Genomic DNA, 16,130 nt, shown 5'->3' on the forward strand with positions numbered 1-16,130 from the left:
GCGCGTTTGATAAAACATCCGTTGCCGGCGAAGCGCGCCTTGCGGACGTGGCCCAGGAGCGCACTCGGTGCCGCGGAATTATTCTTGCGCGGGCGCTTAGGTGGTTTCGCGGGGCAGGTCGCGGTGGCGGGTCTGGATCTGCCGGCCACAGGTGCGGAAATGGGCGGCCAGCTGTTCCACTAGGTAGACCGAGCGGTGCTGCCCGCCGGTGCAGCCGATGGCAATGGTCAGGTAGCTGCGCCCCTCGGCCTCGAAGCAGGGGATCCACTGCTCCAGGAAACGGATCAGATCCTCTTTGTAGCGCTGCACATCACCGCTCTCCTCCAGGTAAGCCTGTACCGGACCATCTTTTCCCGTAAGCTGGCGCAGTGCCGGCTGCCAGTGCGGGTTGGGCAGGCAGCGTGCGTCATAGACAAAGTCGGCGTCCCGTGGCACCCCCTGCTTGAAGCCGAAGGACTGCAACAGCAGGGAGATCTTGGTGCCCAGCCGCTCGGTGATCCGGGAGCGGATGAGGTGCCGCAGTTCATGCAGCGTGGTCTGGCTGGTATCGATGCGCAGGTCGGCGACGCGCAGAAACGGTGCCATCAGCTCCCGCTCATAGCTGATCGCCTCGGCCAGCGGGCGGGCACCGCCGGTCAGGGGGTGACGCCGCCGGGTCTCGCTGAAGCGTTTGATCAGGGTCTCGTCCTGGGCCTCCAGGAAGATCACCTCATAGCGGATGTTCCGTGTCTTCAGCGGTTGCAGCAGTCTGGCGATGCTTTCGAACTCATCCGGTGTGTTGCGCGCATCGATACTGATGGCGACCAGCTCGAAGCGTTTGTCCCGTCGGCTGACCAGTTCGCTGGCGAATGCGGGGAGCAGGAAGACAGGCAGATTATCGACGCAGTAGTAACCCTCGTCTTCCAGGGTATGGAGTGCAACGCTCTTGCCGGATCCGGAGAGTCCGCTGATGATGGCCAGCTTCATAGGGTTTCCGTTGGCTCTGTCCAAATTATTGGTTGGTGTTGATGTATTTTGGTGAATGACCCTTAGGAACGGCTCCGCCGCGAACAATGCCGTGGTTTTGTAGGAGCGCCTCTGGCGCGAAGGCTTGTCGCGGTCAAGCCACTCCTACAAAAGCACTGTCCCTCATGCAATACCTCAGCCGATCAGCCGTTGGCACTGATCGGTAGCGGCTCCTGCTGTATGAACTCCCGCAGCAGTGCCGCGCTGTCCCCGGTCTTGCGCAGCCGCTGGCAGAAGGCTTCGTCGCTGAACAGGGTGGCCAGTTTCGCCAACAGCTGCAGATGCTCCTCGGTGGCCGCTTCCGGTACCAGCAGACCGAACACCAGGTCGACCGGATGTCCGTCAATGGCGTCGAAATCGGCCCCGGACTGGAGTTGGAGAAAGGCGCCACGGGCCTGAGTGACACCGGCAACACGGGCATGAGGCAGTGCGATACCATGCCCCAGCCCGGTGCTGCCCAATCGTTCCCGCTCGAGTAGTTTGTCGAACACGGTGCCTTGGTTGAGCTCCTCCGAGGCGGTTGCCAGCAGTCCTGCCAGCTCTTCAAGAATACGCTTTTTACTGCCCGCGGGATTCGCGGCACTGATGCGTTCGGCACTGATAAAGTTTGCGGGAAACATGGTTTTGCCTGTTATTCAGATTTCGGCGTTGGCCGGGTCGATACCCTTCATGCCCACACCGTTGCGATGGTTGGTGCTCTTCTCTTTGAGCTTTTTGACCTGGCGGTCAACCTTATCGACGAGTCCGTCGATGGCGGCATACATATCCTCTTCTACACAGTCGGCAAAGACATCGGCGCCATTCACATGGAGAGTGGCTTCGGCCTTCTGGCGCAGCTTCTCAACGCTCAGAATGACGTGGATCTTGGTGACATGATCGAAGTGCCGCTCCAGACGCTCGAATTTTGTCGAGACATAGTTGTTCATGGCTTCGGTGATGTCCACATGGTGACCGGTGATGCTGATTTGCATGGTTTGCTCCTTGGTTACAGGCCTCTAGACGAGGCGCTTGCGCTCGTTTGATGGCGGAATCGCCATGGACTCGCGGTATTTTGCTACTGTCCGCCGCGCGACCTGGATGCCCTGATCCGCGAGTATGCTGGCCAGTTTGTTGTCGCTGAGTGGCTTGTTTGGCTTCTCCGCAGCGACCAGTTTCTTGATCAGTGCGCGTATCGCGGTGGCGGAACACTCTCCGCCCCCAGCCGTGCTGACATGGCTGGAGAAGAAATACTTGAATTCCAGTGTACCCCGGGGGGTATGCATGTATTTTTGCGTGGTGACCCGTGAAATGGTGGATTCGTGCAGTTCCAGGGCCTCGGCGATGTCCCGCAGCACCAGCGGCTTCATCGCCTCCGCACCGTGTTCGAAGTAGCCCCGCTGCAGCTCGACTATCTTGGTCGCCACCCGCAACAGGGTCTCGTTGCGGCTCATCAGGCTCTTGATGAACCAGCGCGCCTCCTGCAGGTGGTTCTTCAGATAGTTGTTGTCGTCACTGTTGTCGGCACGGCGGATCAGCCGCGAATATTCCGGGTTGACCCTGAGTTTGGGGGCGGCCTCGGCATTCAGGTCCACATGCCAGGTGCCATCACGCCGGGTCACGAACACATCCGGGATGACATACTGGGGTTCGGTCTCGGCCACCAGGCTGCCGGGGCGGGGAATCAGTGAGCGGATCAGCTGGTTGATCGATTTCAGGGTGTCGTCATCGATCTTCAGCTTGCGTTTGATCTGATTGTGGTCCTGCTGGGCCAGCAGGTCGAAGTGATCGCTGATCAGGCGGGTAGTCAGGGCCGCCGCCGGATGGGGCTCCGGCAGCTGGCGCAGCTGGATCAGCAGGCACTCCCGCAGGTCGCGGGCGCCCACGCCGGGCGGATCGAACTGCTGAATGCGGTGCAGCACCGCCTCGATCTCGTCCTGCTCGACAGCTTCGTCGGCCATGCCGTCAAGAATTTCGTTCAGATCCATCCGCAGGTAGCCGTCCTCATCGATGCCATCGATGATGGCCACCGCGATGCCGCGATCCAGGTCGCTGAACGGGGTCAGATTGAGCTGCCAGGTGAGGTAGTCGTAGAGGGTGCGGGCGCTGCGGCGCTGCGCCAGGTAGTCGCCGTCCCCCGATTCCCGGGATGCCAGGCCGGATGAGGGGGGGAGGGTGCTGTCATAGACATCGTCCCAGCCGCTGTCCACCGGCAGCTCTTCCGGCATGGCGTTGGCCTCGCCGTTGATCTCTTTTTCGTTGTTGAGGTCGTTGCTGGTGGTTTTTTCCCCTTTCAGGCCCTCGCCATTGAGCCGTTCCAGGGTCGATTGCCGCTCATTCGGGCCGACCTCTTCGCGGGCACTGTTATCCTCTTCGGTCTCCAGCATCAGGTTGGAGTCGAGCGCCTCCTGGATCTCCTGCTTGAGATCCAGGGTCGACAGTTGCAGCAAGCGGATGGCCTGCTGCAGCTGCGGCGTCATGGTGAGATGTTGGCCAAGGCGAAGCTGGAGCGTTTGCTTCATGCGGGTATCTGAATCTGGTACGTAATTTGTATGATTTTCACGATTTCATTTTAGCGTAAAAAATGGCCAGACGCACAAGGGGAAAATGGTTTATTGCCGTGCATCAACTGATGCACTACAAACTGAACTCTTTTCCCAGATAGACCGAGCGCACCTCTTCGTGGGCCAGAATGTGTTCCGGTTCCCCCTCCGCCAGCACCTGGCCCTCACTGATGATGTAGGCGCGCTGACAGATTCCCAGGGTCTCCCGGACGTTGTGATCGGTGATCAGCACGCCGATGCCCCGGGAAGAGAGTGTACGGATAATATTCTGGATGTCCTTGACCGAGATCGGGTCGATACCGGCGAATGGCTCGTCAAGCAGGATAAAACGGGGCTCCATGGCCAGCGAACGGGCGATCTCCAGGCGCCGGCGCTCGCCCCCGGAGAGGCTCATCGCCTGGTTGTTGCGCAGGTGGGTGAGGTGGAAATCCACCAGCAGCGCCTCGCAAGCCTCGAGCTGTTCCGGCCGCTTCAGATCCTTGCGGGTCTCCAGAATGGCGAAGATATTGTTGAACACGGTCAACTTGCGGAAGATCGAGGGCTCCTGGGCCAGATAGCCCAGTCCGAGGCGTGCCCGGGCATGCATCGGCAGCGCGGTGATGTCGTGTCCATCGATCCGGATGGTCCCGCCTTCCGAGGGGACCAGTCCGGCGATCATGTAGAAACAGGTGGTTTTGCCGGCGCCGTTGGGACCCAGCAGCCCCACCACTTCACCGCTGGAGACCTGCAGGGAGACGCCGTTCACCACGGCTCGGCGGCGATAATGTTTCGCCAGCTTGTCGGCAGACAGGACAGTCATGGGGGGTTACTTTTTTCCGCCGATGGTGACCCGGACACGCTCTTTGCCCTGGGCGCTGGCACCGGCCTTGACCACGGCCCGGGCGCGATCATAGATGATCCGGTCGCTCTTGAAGGTATCCTGGCCCTGGATGAGGACGGCGTCTCCGATCATGTTGATGATTTCGCTGTTGGCGGAGTATTCCGCTTTCCTGGCGCGACCCTTGATGGTGCCCTGGTCGCCCTCGGTCTCCTGGCGGAAGGTGGCCGGATTGCCGATGGCCTCGATCTGGTCGTTCTGATCCTGGCGCTGGGTGACGGTCACCTGGTCGGCCTTGATGACGATACTGCCCTGGGTCAGCTCGACATTGCCCTTGTAGGTGCTGATGCCGTTGCGGTCATCAATATCCACGGCATCCGCCTCTATGTAGATGGGCTGGTCTTTGTCCGACTGCAGGGCGGCGGCATGTCCCGGCAGGATCAGCAGCAGGGTGATGGCCAGCCAGCGGCGGCGGGTGTGCGGGTCCTTAAGGGTTGACTTCATAGCGTCCTCGTACATTGGCAAGTAGTTTGATGCGGATCGGCTGCTGGAGCCAGATCTGCATGCCTTTGGCGTCGATGCGGTCCTGGTTGCTGCGCGCGTGCACGTCAGCATCGGTCTCCACATAATTGTCCCGTGGCTGCACCCGCAGGTCACGGGTGCGAATATGCATGGGCCGTACTCCGGGCGCCGCGGAACGGTCGATTTTAACCGCACCCTGCAAAAGAAGCACCTCCCCATCCCCGGAGAGCCAGCCGGTCTCCGAATTGACCCGCCAGGGTGGTCGGTCCAGGTCGTACAGGGTGAGGCGTGGCAATTTCAGTTCGGTACTGTCATCGTCCATATAATGGGTCATGCGTTCCGCAACCAGACGTTTCCCGGGCCTCCCCGAGAGCTCCATCAGGGTGGAGTCGACCCCCTCCAGGTAGTAATCGACGCGGTGCTCCCGGACATTGCGTGGCGGCGCATCCTGCGCGCTCTGCCGGGCCAACCAAAAGGTGCCGGCAACGAGCAGCAGCAGGAACGCGCCAATTACCAGATTTTTCTGTTCAATCATGTGATTGGGTCTTCCATGCGCAAGCCCGGCGGGGGTCGGTTGGGGGCCGGCACATCAGCGGAGGTATTTTTCGTAGGCCTGCTCCAGGGTGCCCTGGGCCTCCATCAGCAGCTCGCAAATCTCACGTGCCGCGCCGCGACCGCCGCCGGCCCGGCTCTGCCAGTGGGCACGAGCCCTGACCAGGGGGTGGGCATCCTGCACGGTGATCGCCAGGCCGACCTGGCGCATGACGGGCAGGTCGACCACGTCGTCTCCGACATAGGCGATCTGTTCGTTGCGGAGGCCCAGTTTGTCCCGCAACTCCTCGAAGGCCGGGACCTTGTGGCGTTGGCCCTGGTAGACATGGCGGATACCCAGGCTCTCCATGCGGATGGCGACCACATTGGAGGTGCGTCCGGTGATGATGCCGATCTCGACGCCGCTCTTCTGCAGCAGCTTCATGCCGAGCCCGTCCCGGGAGTTGAATGCCTTGTACTCCTGCCCGTCATCCCCCAGGTAGAGGCTGCCGTCGGTCAGGACGCCGTCCACGTCAAAGATGATCAGGCGGATCTGTTTTGCCCGGTTCAAGGTCTCCTGCATCTTCTCCATCCTTTAAACTGCATGAGTGGATGAGTCCGACAGACTCTAGACAATGCCGGCCAGCAGCAGGGTGTGCATATTCAGGGCGCCGATAGGCACCAGCCGCTCGTCCACCACAAACAGGGAGTTGATCTTCTTCTCCTGCATGATCTTCAGCACCTCCGCCGCCAGCATGTCGGCGGTGGCCGTGGTACTGCCGTGGGTCATCACCTCCGCCACCAGGCAGTTGCGTATATCGACCGGCCGGTCGAGGGTGCGGCGCAGGTCACCGTCGGTGTAGATCCCCTTGAGACGGCCCTGATCATCGATCACCGCCGTCATCCCCAGCCCCTTGTCGGTCATCTCCAGCAGAGCGTCTTTCAGGCTCGCCTGCTCGGATACCCGGGGGATCTGTTCACCGGTCACCATCACGTCACCGACCAGCAGCAGCAGCCGACGTCCCAGGCTGCCGCCGGGGTGGGAGCGGGCAAAGTCCTGCTCGGTGAAGCCCCGCGCCTCGAGCAGCGCGATGGCCAGGGCATCCCCCATGGCCAGGGTGGCGGTGGTACTGGAGGTGGGCGCCAGATTGAGCGGACAGGCCTCCTGTTTGACGCTGACGTCGAGATGCACATCGGCCTGGCACGCCAGGTTGGAGGCGGGATTCCCGGTCAGGGCGATCAGCGGCACACCCAGGCGCTTGATCAGCGGCAGGATGGTGAGCAGTTCGGTGGTCTCTCCCGAGTTGGAGAGCGCCAGTACCACGTCCTTGGCGGTGATCATTCCCAGATCGCCGTGGCTGGCCTCGCCGGGGTGTACGAAGAAGGCGGGGCTGCCGGTACTGGCCAGGGTGGCGGCGATTTTACTGCCGATGTGGCCCGATTTACCCATCCCGGTGACGATGATGCGGCCGTCACAGTGCAGCATGAAGCCGCAGGCATGGGCAAAATCGCCATTGATCCGGTCGGAAAGGGCCTGGATCGCGGCGGCCTCGTTATGAATGACGGCCAGACCCAGGGCCTGGAGTTTTTCAGCCTCTTCGGGCGAGGGTTTGCAGTTCTTGTTCATGTGGGGTGTTGTTCTGTTGTCTGTTGGTATGCCGTGGGTGCGGAGACCGGGGCATCATCTGTGTGCATAAAGAGTACTCCCTGATAGGCGAGAAAGGCCAGTACCAGGAGTAATCCTTCGAAACGGTTGATCCGCCCGGCGCCGCCGAAGCCGTAGCTGATGACGAACAGGGCCAGGGTCAGGCCGATCATCATGGTCATATCCCGGCTCAGCACCAGCGGGTCGAACGGCCCGGGGGCGATCAGCCCCGGGACCGCCAACACCGCCAGCAGGTTGTACATATTGGAGCCGATGATATTGCCGATGGCGATATCGTGCTCATTCTTCACCGCGCTGGCGATACTGGCGGCCAGTTCCGGCAGGCTGGTGCCCAACGCCACGATGGTCAGGCCGATGATCAGGTCGCTGACGCCGAAGGTGGTGGCGATGTTGACGGCGCCCCAGACCAGGATACGGGAGCTGAACAGCAGCAGGGCCAGTCCCACACAGAAACTGAACACCGCCTTGCCGGTGGTCATCTCCCCGGGCAACTCATCGAGGATTTCCGCGGTGATCGGGTCGCTGGCCAGACTGCGCATGCTGATCCGCACCATGGCGAACAGCATCGCCACCAACCCCACCAGCAGCACCAGGCCGTCGCTTCTGCCCAGGTTGCCGTCCAGCATCAGCAACAGGGTGCCGAGACAGACCGCCAGCAGTATCGGGTATTCGCGGCGCAGGGTCTCCGAGCGCACGTTCAGCGGCGCAATCAGCGCGGTGACACCCAGTATCAGGCCGATATTGGCGATGTTCGAGCCCAGTGCGTTGCCGATGGCCAGGCCGCTGTTATCCTGATATGCCGCCATGCCCGAGACCAGTATCTCGGGTGCCGAGGTGCCGAAGCCGACAATGGTCAGGCCGATAATCATTGGCGGCAGTCCCAGATTGCTGGCGATGCCCGAGGCGCCGATGACAAAACGGTCGGCACCCCACACCAGAAGAGAAAACCCGGCAACGATGGCGATAATATCTAGCAGCATAGAGAGAATGAAGGGGGATGAGTCGGTTAATATTCCGCCGTCTTTTACGGCGCAGGCATTGTTTCAGACCTGGCGGGGATTGTCCAAGTTTGTTGCCGTCGGCATGGCGGGGGCGCAATCCGACGAGCCGTTATTCGGCCCGGTTACGGGTGGCGCCGCAACGGCTGCAGCGGTAGCGGTTGACCAGCCGCCCCTGCTTGACATCGAATGCCTGGGACTGATCAAGCACCCACTTGTGATGGCCGTGCCGGCACAGCGTGTTGCCCTTGTGACGTTCACCGGCGCTGGGCTTCTTGAACGGGAGTATGCGGCCCATTTCAGTCGATGTAAAAATCCTGGGTCAGGGTCGCTTCGATCTGACGGCTGGAGTCTTCCGGCGTCACTTCAAGGATGAATTTCAGGGTTTCCTGATCGACAATGGGGAAGTCGCCGATGTAGTAAATGGCGCCGCTCTCGCGAATCTCCCGCAGCTCGATGCTGTGGCGTCTGCCGATCAGGTTCAGGGCATAGGCCGTCACCCTGGCTGTGACCGGCTGGCCGGTGGTTCCCGGGACATCCTTGATCACACTGATATTCAACAGTCCCCGGTATTTACTGCGCACAATCTGGTAACCGCTGGCGACTTCGGGGCTCAGTATCGCGGTCGGTATGGCGTTGTGGTGGATGGTGTACCCGTTGAATCGGGTGCTGTTTTCGGCAACCGCCAGTGGGCTGGTCAACAACAGGAACAGGATAGTGCTGATGGTGGAAATCCGGACTTGCATGGTGCTGCCTCTCTTCTGGATCAACCGGTATCGGTCTGACGGATGATGTGTTCTTGCCCTAAGAATAGCCTTTAATTATCCTGATTACCCATCTAACCCAGCCTTGCCGCGAAAGGCTCAACTGGCGGTTTTTCTCGCCACCACCAGTTTGGGTTTCGGCCGGGCCTCGTCCACCAGCGGGTAGCTGGCATTCAGGGTGTGGTGGATATTGCGCAAGATGGTCAGCTGCTTGGCCACCGCGTTGTGCTGCTGCTCCAGTTCGCTCAGGCGTGACTCCAGGGTGTCCCGAGAACGGCTGATCTTCTGCAGGTCCAGCAGCCGGCGTTCCATCTGCTCCTTGTGTTCGCGGATCTGGAAAGTGAGGGGTTCCAGTGCGGTGCTGAGCCAGGAGTCCACCTCCTGTCGGGCCTGGAAGAAGATATCCCGGGCCCGGCTTACCATGGCGACAAAGAAGCGCTTCACCACAAAGTGCTTTTCGGTCATGGCGGTCACCGGGCTCTTGCGGAAGATTTCCGCCTCCTGGTAGAGCATCTCCAGTTCCACCCGGTAGCGCATGATCGAGAACATCTTCGGTTGCACCACCGAGAAGCCGTGTTCGTTCTGAAAGCGCCGGTAGATACTGCGGATCAGCTTGCGTGCCTGTTCGCTCTGCTCCACCACCAGCTGCATATTGCCGCGCATGTCGTCGAACAGGGAGCGCATGCTCGACTTCAGGCCGAGGGTGGTCCAGTTATCGGTCATGGTGTTGTGGGTGGCGGTGATGGAGCGCTCCAGTTTCTTCAGGTCCAGGGCTTCCCGCAGGCTGTTGGCCTGCTCTTTCAGGATCTTGCGGCTGGCCTGGAAGCTGCTGACGTTGCGCATGTAATCCGCCTGTTCGGTGCGGGTCTTGGTCATCATGTGCTCGATCATGTCCTGGCTCTTGCCGCTGAGCTGGCGCAGTTCATCCAGTTGCTTTTGGATGCCGTTCAGCTTGGTGGCGACGATGCCCTGGGTGTTCTCCACCATTTGGCTGATCTCGGCCGTGACCGTATCCTTGATGATCTCCTGGCGTGAGTCGAGGATGTCGTGGGAGAGATAGTGCTCCAGCTGCAGCAGGCGGCTCTGCTCCATCAGCTGGTGGTTGCCCTTGATCTTGCCCAGCAGACCCTTGTGGGCCGACACCGGAAAGATCGCCTGGCGGCCGACCCCCAGAATCTGGGCGGTGTGGTTACACTGGCGGTTGATGGCGTCGTTGATACTCGTCTCGTCCTGCAGTTCATCCCAGAGCGTATCGATCTTGTTCAATACCACGATCAGGCCGCGCCGGCGGCTGCGCTGAAAGCCCTTGATATGGTTCTGCCACATCTCCAGGTCGCTGCGGGTGACCCCGGCATCGGCGGCCAGTACGAACAGCACCGCCTGGGCCGAGGGAAGCATTTTCAGGGTCAGCTCGGGCTCGCTGCCGAGGGCGTTCAGGCCCGGGGTGTCGAGGATGGTCAGCCCCTGCTTCAGCAGGGGATGGGGGAAACTGATCATGGCGTGACGCCACTTGGGTATCTCGACAAAATCGGGTGGCCGGCTCTGGTTGGGGTGCTGCTGGGGGTCGTACATGCCCAGGCGCACCGCCTCCGCCAGGGTCACCTTGCGGGTCTTGATCACCTCCTGCAGGCACTCCTCGACCTGCTCCGCCGACTCCAGGTTCAGCGGGTAGGTCACCCAGAGGGCCGGCTTCCGCTTCAGGTCGCGGATGCTGGTATCCTGCAACCGGGTCTCGATCGGCAGCAGCCTGACGTAGGCTTGTCCCGCCTGCTGGTCATAGAACAGCTCGGTCGGGCACATGGTGGTGCGGCCGGCGGTGGAGGGGAGCAGGCGGCGGCCGAAGTCGGAGAAGAAGATGGCGTTGATCAGCTCGGTCTTGCCGCGGGAGAACTCGGCCACGAAGGCGATGGTCAGACGGTCGCTGTAGAGCGACGCGAGACATTCGCGGATGCGTTTTTCACTCTCGTCCGTGGCCAGGCGGTGCTTGCCGAGCCAGCTGTAGTAGAGCTTGACGGTACGGATAATGTCCGCCTTCCATTGCTCGTAGGCCTTCAGCTGTGATTCCAGTCGCGATCGCTCCACAGGATGCTCCTTCTGTTACGTTGGTCGATCTTACCCCGGATGTTCGAGAAATTATAGGCAGTTTGTCTGCTACTGCCTTGAAATTTCAAGAAAACCAGGTGATTTTATTATGCTTTTGTGAGGGAGATCGGGAATTTGCGCGGTCGCTGGATACGAAAGCCCTTGTTTTTGCAGCTGTCGCCGCTGACCAGGCTCACCTGGTCGCGGCCGACCCCGAAGGCCTTGGCCAGGAAACGGATCAGGTGTTCATTGGCCTTGCCCTCCACCGGTGGGGCGGTGATGCGCACCTTGTATTGCTCGCCGTAGGGGCCGACAAACTGGTCTTTTCCGGCCCGGGGCTGGACCCGTAGCCAAAGCAGCAGGTCCTCCCCCTCCCAGCGGTACCAGTCAGCGCTCAACTTCCCGATGTTCCGCCGTCAGAGCAGCAGGCCGGCGGTGAGCATCTGCAGCGGCGGGATCAGCAGCATTTTCAGCAGCTGCAGCCCCACCAGCACCGCCATGGGCGAGAGGTCCAGGCCACCGATCGGTGGGATCAGACGCTGGGCCGGCCGCAGCAGCGGGGCGGTGACGCTGTGCAGCAGGTCGGTGAGGGGACTGTAGCTGTCCGGATTGACCCAGCTGAGGACCACCTGGATCAGGATGGCGAACAGGAAGAAGTTGATGACCAGACCGATCAGTTCGGGAATGGCGATGGCCATGGCGGCCAGGAGCTGGGGCGCCCGGGCGGAGACCAGCATGATCAGCACCAGCTCCAGGGTCTTGAGCAGGAACATCAGCACAATGGAGGCGATGTCGATGCCGCCCACTCCCGGGATGACCCGGCGCAGCGGGCGCAACAGCGGGGTGGTCACCTTGACCGTGAACTGGGAGATCGGGTTGTAGAAGTTCGCCCGTACCAGTTGCAGGATAAAGCGCAGCATCACCACCAGGATCAGCAGGTCAAAGACGACCTGGATGAGGAACGCCAGTGGGTCGGTCAGGTAATTGCTCCCCATCAGTGGTTACCCAGCATCTCGGAGAGTTCCCGGGAGCGTTCACAGGCCCCGGTGACGGCCTTTTCGAACAACGTCCGGAGTTCGCCCTGTTCCAGGATCGACAGGGCGCGCTCGGTGGTGCCACCGGGCGAGGTGACCTTCTGGCGCAGGGCGGCGGGGCCGTCGCTGCTCTCGATGGCCATGCGTGCGGCGCCGAGGGCGGTCTGGATGGTGAGCAGGCGGGCGGTATCGGCGGCCAGACCGTTGGCGATGGCGGCCGCCTCCAGCGCTTCCATGACCAGGAAAAAGTAAGCCGGGCCGCTGCCGGAGAGGGCGGTGACGACGTCCATCAGCGCCTCGTCGTCGACCCAGCGGGTGAGGCCCACCGCGCGCAGGATCGACTCCGCCAGATCCCGCTGCGCCGCGGATACGCTGGCCCCGGCATGCAGCACGGTGGCACCGGCCTGCAGCATCGCGGGGGTGTTGGGCATGCTGCGTACCAGGGTGATGTCGCCGCCCAGCCACGCCTGCAGGTCCGCCTCGCGGATACCGGCGGCGATCGAAACGACCAGGGGATGGCGCTGTTGCACGGCGGCCCTGATGTCCCCGCAGAGCCGTTCCAGGGCCTGCGGCTTGACCGCCAGCACCACCACGTCCGCCCGTCCGACGGCGTCGATGTTGTCGGTGGCCGACTGGATGCCGAAGCGTGCCGAGAGATCGGCCAGCTTGCCGCTGTCGGGGTCGCTGGCGACGATCTTTTTCGGTGCATAACCGTCCGCCACCAGGCCGCCGATCAGGCTGGAGGCCATATTACCGGCACCGATGAATGTGATTGTCTTGCTGCTCATGTCGCTCATAGTGATTATTGGTAGTGGTTGATGGCAGCCCGGTTGGCTGAAGTTCCTATCCTAGCGCATTCGCATCGGCTGATGTATCCCTGATTAGATTTGGCTGGATCAGGTTTGACCGGAATATTCTCTCGGACCGAAAATGGCGGTGCCGATGCGCACCAGGGTCGAGCCTTCGGCGATGGCCGCCTCCAGGTCGTCGGTCATGCCCATGGAGAGGCTGGTCAGCGGCAACCCGGCCGTGGCCAGTTCATCCCTAAGTTGCCGCAGCCGCAGGAACGGCCGGCGTTGCGCGTCCAGTTGTGCGGCGGGTGCCGGCAGGGTCATCAGGCCCTGCAATGCGAGCCGCGGATAGTCCGGCATCGCGTCGATCAGCCCGCGGACTTCACCCGGAGAGATCCCCGATTTGCTCTCTTCGTCATCGATCTTGATCTGCAGGCAGATCTTCAGCGGCGCCAGCCGGTCCGGCCGCTGGTCGTTGAGCCGGCGGATCTGGCGGAGACTGTCGATACTGTGAACCCAGTCGAAATTTTCCGCTATGGCGCGCGTCTTGTTTCCCTGTATCCTGCCAATGAAGTGCCACTCCAGGCCCAGTTCCCGGAGCTGTTCGATCTTATCGAGGGCCTCATGAATATAGCTTTCGCCAAAACAGTGCTGACCCGCCGCCACCGCTTGGCGGATATCCTCTGCTGGTCGGGTTTTGCTGACTGCCAGCAACTGCACGGAACCCGCCTCGCGCCGGTAGGTCTGTTCCGCCTGGCGGAGGCGCTGGCGGACGGCGTTGAGACGGGACTGGATGGCGGACATGATCTTGCTGGGCCTGTGTGTCTATAATAGTGTGGTAGTGGTCGCGCTAGGATATTACAACAAAAAACGCCAGTTTCCCCAATAATGGTCGCTACTCCATCAGGGGGCGGCACCGGGAATGCCGGTGAGCTGGTATCACGACGTGCCATACCGATAACAAAATGACGGGAGAAGGGTTGTATGGATATTGCTGAGCTGCTTGCCTTCAGCGTCAAGCATGAGGCGTCCGACTTGCACATTTCGGCGGGATTGCCACCGATGATCCGGGTGGACGGGGATATTCGCCGGATCAACGTGCCGGCGCTGGATCACAAGATCGTTCATGGTCTGGTCTACGACATCATGAATGACAAACAGCGGAAGGATTACGAGGAGTTTCTGGAAACCGATTTCTCCTTCGAGATTCCGGGGCTGGCCCGCTTCCGTGTCAATGCCTTCAACCAGGATCGCGGCGCCTCGGCGGTGTTCCGTACCATCCCCTCCAAGGTACTGAACCTGGAAGACCTGGGCTGTCCGGAGACCTTCAAGGATATCGTCAATGTCCCCCGCGGACTGGTGCTGGTGACCGGGCCGACCGGCTCGGGCAAATCCACCACCCTGGCGGCGATGATGGATTACAAGAACGACAACGAATATGCCCACATCCTCACCATCGAGGATCCGATCGAGTTCGTGCATACCAGCAAGAAGTGCCTGATCAATCAGCGCGAGGTGCACCGCGATACCCTGGGCTTCTCCGAGGCGTTGCGTTCGGCATTGCGTGAGGATCCGGATATCATCCTGGTGGGCGAGCTGCGCGACCTGGAGACCATCCGACTGGCATTGACGGCGGCCGAGACCGGCCACCTGGTGTTCGGCACCCTGCATACCAGTTCGGCGGCCAAGACCATCGACCGTATTATCGATGTGTTCCCGGCCGGCGAGAAGTCGATGGTGCGCTCCATGCTGTCCGAGTCGCTGCGTTCGGTGATCGCCCAGACCCTGCTGAAGAAGGTGGGGGGCGGCCGTACCGCCGCCTGGGAGATCATGGTCGGTACCCCGGCGATCCGCAACCTGATCCGCGAGGACAAGGTGGCGCAGATGTATTCGGCGATCCAGACCGGGCAGGCCCACGGCATGCAGACCCTGGACCAGCATCTGCAGGAGTTGGTGAAGAAGGGGATGATCAGCCGGCTGGATGCCCGCGCCAAGGCGGCCAACAAGGCGATATTCAGCGGTTGAGGCAGGCGTGAATCATGGAGCCGATGGATATCGGCAGCGAGGTAGATAGTGGACTTTAATGCAATCTTGAATCTGATGGCCCAGAAAAAGGCCTCCGACCTCTTTGTCACCGCGGGCATGCCGCCCTGTATCAAGGTGAACGGTCGCATCATGCCGGTGGCCAAGGGCAAGTTCAACGACGAGCAGTCGCGGGAACTGGTGATGAGTATCATGAGCCCGGCACAGCGCGAGGAGTTTTCCCAGACCAACGAGTGCAACTTCGCGGTCAGTTCCAAGGGGGCCGGCCGTTTCCGGGTCAGTGCCTTCGTGCAGCGCGATGCCGTCGGCATGGTGCTGCGGCGTATCGAGACGCGGATCCCGGAGATCCAGGACCTGCTCCTACCGCCGATACTGAAGGAGCTGGCGCTGGCCAAGCGCGGCATCGTCTTCTTTGTCGGCGCCACCGGTACCGGCAAGTCCACCTCGCTGGCCTCCCTGGTCGGTTACCGCAACCGCAACAGTTCCGGACATATCGTCACCATCGAGGATCCAATCGAGTTCATCCACAACCATGACGGCTGCATCATCACCCAGCGCGAGGTGGGGATCGATACCGAGTCCTACGAGGTGGCGCTGAGAAACACCCTGCGCCAGGCCCCGGATGTGATCCTGATCGGCGAGATCCGCACCCGCGAGACCATGGATCACGCCATCGCCTTTGCCGAGACCGGCCACCTGGTACTCTCCACCCTGCATGCCAACAACGCCAACCAGGCGCTGGACCGGATGATCAATTTCTTCCCCGAGGACCGCCGCGACCAGGTGTTCATGGATCTGTCGCTGAATCTGCGCGCGGTCATCGCCCAGCAGCTGATCCGGCGGCCCGACGGCAAGAGCCGACGGCCGGTGGTGGAGGTCCTGATCAATACCCCGCTGGCCTCCGACCTGATCCGCAAGGGTGAGGTGCACAAGCTGAAGGAACTGATGAAGCGCTCCACCGAGCAGGGCATGATCACCTTCGATCAGGCGCTCTACAAGCTCTACACCGACGGCGAGATCACCTACGAGGACGCCATCCTGTACGCCGACTCGGCCAACGAGGTGCGCCTGATGATCAAGCTGGGCGGCGGCGAGGCGGAACGCCATGCCGCGCGGATGAATACGGTCTCACTGCTCGACCAGGAAGATATCTAGGCTTCCGCGTGGGCACAAAAAGCGTGCCCACCCTGCCCGGCTGCAAAGCGGCAAACCATGGCGAAGCGGATAGTTAACTAGACACTGCTGTCCCACAAAATCTTGCATTGTGCCATTACAACCCGTTGTTTATAAATGATATTGAAACCAACAACGAAACACGAAGACATGCAAAGGCAATT

19 protein-coding genes are annotated in these 16,130 nt (G+C 61.3%); 2 read left to right on the plus strand and 17 right to left on the minus strand.

Going from position 1 to position 16,130, the window contains the following annotated elements; genetic code table 11:
* Positions 1-96 precede the first annotated feature (96 nt).
* The 17 genes from rapZ to NPX02_RS17760 all read right to left on the minus strand — a co-directional run bounded on the left by rapZ (position 97) and on the right by NPX02_RS17760 (position 13,554).
* Entirely contained in the window at positions 97-966 is an 870-nt protein-coding gene (gene rapZ, locus NPX02_RS17680) for an RNase adapter RapZ (RefSeq protein ID WP_260295172.1), read from the minus strand.
* Between the two features lie 182 nt (positions 967-1,148).
* Entirely contained in the window at positions 1,149-1,625 is a 477-nt protein-coding gene (locus NPX02_RS17685) for a PTS sugar transporter subunit IIA (protein ID WP_260295174.1), read from the minus strand.
* 15 nt (positions 1,626-1,640) lie between these two features.
* Positions 1,641-1,976, minus strand: coding sequence for a ribosome hibernation-promoting factor, HPF/YfiA family (gene hpf, locus NPX02_RS17690; RefSeq protein ID WP_260295176.1), 336 nt, complete (start codon positions 1,974-1,976; stop codon positions 1,641-1,643).
* Positions 1,977-2,000: 24 nt separating this feature from the next.
* Positions 2,001-3,503: an RNA polymerase factor sigma-54 gene (locus NPX02_RS17695; protein ID WP_260295179.1), complete on the minus strand. Its 1,503-nt coding sequence runs from the start codon at positions 3,501-3,503 to the stop codon at positions 2,001-2,003.
* A 115-nt stretch (positions 3,504-3,618) separates the two neighbouring features.
* Positions 3,619-4,344, minus strand: coding sequence for an LPS export ABC transporter ATP-binding protein (gene lptB, locus NPX02_RS17700; RefSeq protein ID WP_260295181.1), 726 nt, complete (start codon positions 4,342-4,344; stop codon positions 3,619-3,621).
* 6 nt (positions 4,345-4,350) lie between these two features.
* Positions 4,351-4,866, minus strand: a complete 516-nt coding sequence (gene lptA / locus NPX02_RS17705) for a lipopolysaccharide transport periplasmic protein LptA (protein WP_260295183.1) — start codon at positions 4,864-4,866, stop codon at positions 4,351-4,353.
* Positions 4,850-5,419 carry an LPS export ABC transporter periplasmic protein LptC gene (lptC, locus tag NPX02_RS17710; protein WP_260295184.1) on the minus strand — a complete coding sequence of 190 codons (570 nt, stop codon included), beginning with the start codon at positions 5,417-5,419 and terminating at the stop codon, positions 4,850-4,852. Before lptC ends, lptA begins: the two co-directional genes overlap by 17 nt.
* A 54-nt stretch (positions 5,420-5,473) precedes the next feature.
* Positions 5,474-5,998, minus strand: coding sequence for a 3-deoxy-manno-octulosonate-8-phosphatase KdsC (kdsC, locus tag NPX02_RS17715; protein WP_260295185.1), 525 nt, complete (start codon positions 5,996-5,998; stop codon positions 5,474-5,476).
* Between the two features lie 45 nt (positions 5,999-6,043).
* Positions 6,044-7,042 carry a KpsF/GutQ family sugar-phosphate isomerase gene (locus NPX02_RS17720; RefSeq protein WP_260295186.1) on the minus strand — a complete coding sequence of 333 codons (999 nt, stop codon included), beginning with the start codon at positions 7,040-7,042 and terminating at the stop codon, positions 6,044-6,046.
* Entirely contained in the window at positions 7,039-8,061 is a 1,023-nt protein-coding gene (locus NPX02_RS17725) for a calcium/sodium antiporter (RefSeq protein ID WP_260295188.1), read from the minus strand. The genes NPX02_RS17720 and NPX02_RS17725 overlap by 4 nt, the downstream gene beginning before the upstream one ends.
* 130 nt (positions 8,062-8,191) lie before the next feature.
* Positions 8,192-8,377: a hypothetical protein gene (locus NPX02_RS17730; RefSeq protein WP_260295189.1), complete on the minus strand. Its 186-nt coding sequence runs from the start codon at positions 8,375-8,377 to the stop codon at positions 8,192-8,194.
* Position 8,378: 1 nt separating this feature from the next.
* A complete protein-coding gene (locus tag NPX02_RS17735; protein ID WP_260295191.1) occupies positions 8,379-8,825 on the minus strand; it encodes a DUF4426 domain-containing protein in 447 nt (148 codons plus the stop codon).
* Positions 8,826-8,942: 117 nt separating this feature from the next.
* A complete protein-coding gene (locus tag NPX02_RS17740; RefSeq protein WP_260295193.1) occupies positions 8,943-10,925 on the minus strand; it encodes a dynamin family protein in 1,983 nt (660 codons plus the stop codon).
* Between the two features lie 107 nt (positions 10,926-11,032).
* Positions 11,033-11,323, minus strand: a complete 291-nt coding sequence (locus NPX02_RS17745; protein WP_260295194.1) for a DUF167 family protein — start codon at positions 11,321-11,323, stop codon at positions 11,033-11,035.
* An 18-nt stretch (positions 11,324-11,341) separates the two neighbouring features.
* Positions 11,342-11,920, minus strand: a complete 579-nt coding sequence (locus NPX02_RS17750) for a YggT family protein (RefSeq protein ID WP_260295195.1) — start codon at positions 11,918-11,920, stop codon at positions 11,342-11,344.
* Positions 11,920-12,747: a pyrroline-5-carboxylate reductase gene (gene proC, locus NPX02_RS17755; protein WP_260295196.1), complete on the minus strand. Its 828-nt coding sequence runs from the start codon at positions 12,745-12,747 to the stop codon at positions 11,920-11,922. The genes NPX02_RS17750 and proC overlap by 1 nt, the downstream gene beginning before the upstream one ends.
* Positions 12,748-12,855: 108 nt before the next feature.
* The gene (locus tag NPX02_RS17760) at positions 12,856-13,554 is read right to left on the minus strand and encodes a YggS family pyridoxal phosphate-dependent enzyme (RefSeq protein WP_260295197.1); all 699 of its coding nucleotides are present in this window, start codon (positions 13,552-13,554) and stop codon (positions 12,856-12,858) included.
* A gap of 180 nt (positions 13,555-13,734) precedes the next feature.
* On the opposite strand from NPX02_RS17760, the gene NPX02_RS17765 reads away from it, so the two are divergent.
* Together NPX02_RS17765 and NPX02_RS17770 are read left to right on the plus strand one after the other, a co-directional pair.
* On the plus strand, positions 13,735-14,775 hold the full coding sequence (locus NPX02_RS17765; protein ID WP_260295199.1) for a type IV pilus twitching motility protein PilT: 1,041 nt from the start codon (positions 13,735-13,737) through the stop codon (positions 14,773-14,775).
* A gap of 48 nt (positions 14,776-14,823) precedes the next feature.
* Positions 14,824-15,948 carry a PilT/PilU family type 4a pilus ATPase gene (locus NPX02_RS17770; RefSeq protein ID WP_260295201.1) on the plus strand — a complete coding sequence of 375 codons (1,125 nt, stop codon included), beginning with the start codon at positions 14,824-14,826 and terminating at the stop codon, positions 15,946-15,948.
* Positions 15,949-16,130: the final 182 nt, after the last annotated feature.

The organism is Sedimenticola hydrogenitrophicus, from assembly GCF_025175675.1.
Lineage (GTDB): Bacteria > Pseudomonadota > Gammaproteobacteria > Chromatiales > Chromatiaceae > Sedimenticola > Sedimenticola hydrogenitrophicus.

Coding starts and splice junctions, on each gene's coding strand:
- rapZ (WP_260295172.1), bottom strand. CDS start 966: ATGAAGCTGGCCATCATCAGCGGACTCTCCGGATCCGGCAAGAGCGTT.
- NPX02_RS17685 (WP_260295174.1), bottom strand. CDS start 1,625: ATGTTTCCCGCAAACTTTATCAGTGCCGAACGCATCAGTGCCGCGAAT.
- hpf (WP_260295176.1), bottom strand. CDS start 1,976: ATGCAAATCAGCATCACCGGTCACCATGTGGACATCACCGAAGCCATG.
- NPX02_RS17695 (WP_260295179.1), bottom strand. CDS start 3,503: ATGAAGCAAACGCTCCAGCTTCGCCTTGGCCAACATCTCACCATGACG.
- lptB (WP_260295181.1), bottom strand. CDS start 4,344: ATGACTGTCCTGTCTGCCGACAAGCTGGCGAAACATTATCGCCGCCGA.
- lptA (WP_260295183.1), bottom strand. CDS start 4,866: ATGAAGTCAACCCTTAAGGACCCGCACACCCGCCGCCGCTGGCTGGCC.
- lptC (WP_260295184.1), bottom strand. CDS start 5,419: ATGATTGAACAGAAAAATCTGGTAATTGGCGCGTTCCTGCTGCTGCTC.
- kdsC (WP_260295185.1), bottom strand. CDS start 5,998: ATGCAGGAGACCTTGAACCGGGCAAAACAGATCCGCCTGATCATCTTT.
- NPX02_RS17720 (WP_260295186.1), bottom strand. CDS start 7,042: ATGAACAAGAACTGCAAACCCTCGCCCGAAGAGGCTGAAAAACTCCAG.
- NPX02_RS17725 (WP_260295188.1), bottom strand. CDS start 8,061: ATGCTGCTAGATATTATCGCCATCGTTGCCGGGTTTTCTCTTCTGGTG.
- NPX02_RS17730 (WP_260295189.1), bottom strand. CDS start 8,377: ATGGGCCGCATACTCCCGTTCAAGAAGCCCAGCGCCGGTGAACGTCAC.
- NPX02_RS17735 (WP_260295191.1), bottom strand. CDS start 8,825: ATGCAAGTCCGGATTTCCACCATCAGCACTATCCTGTTCCTGTTGTTG.
- NPX02_RS17750 (WP_260295195.1), bottom strand. CDS start 11,920: ATGGGGAGCAATTACCTGACCGACCCACTGGCGTTCCTCATCCAGGTC.
- proC (WP_260295196.1), bottom strand. CDS start 12,747: ATGAGCAGCAAGACAATCACATTCATCGGTGCCGGTAATATGGCCTCC.
- NPX02_RS17760 (WP_260295197.1), bottom strand. CDS start 13,554: ATGTCCGCCATCCAGTCCCGTCTCAACGCCGTCCGCCAGCGCCTCCGC.
- NPX02_RS17765 (WP_260295199.1), top strand. CDS start 13,735: ATGGATATTGCTGAGCTGCTTGCCTTCAGCGTCAAGCATGAGGCGTCC.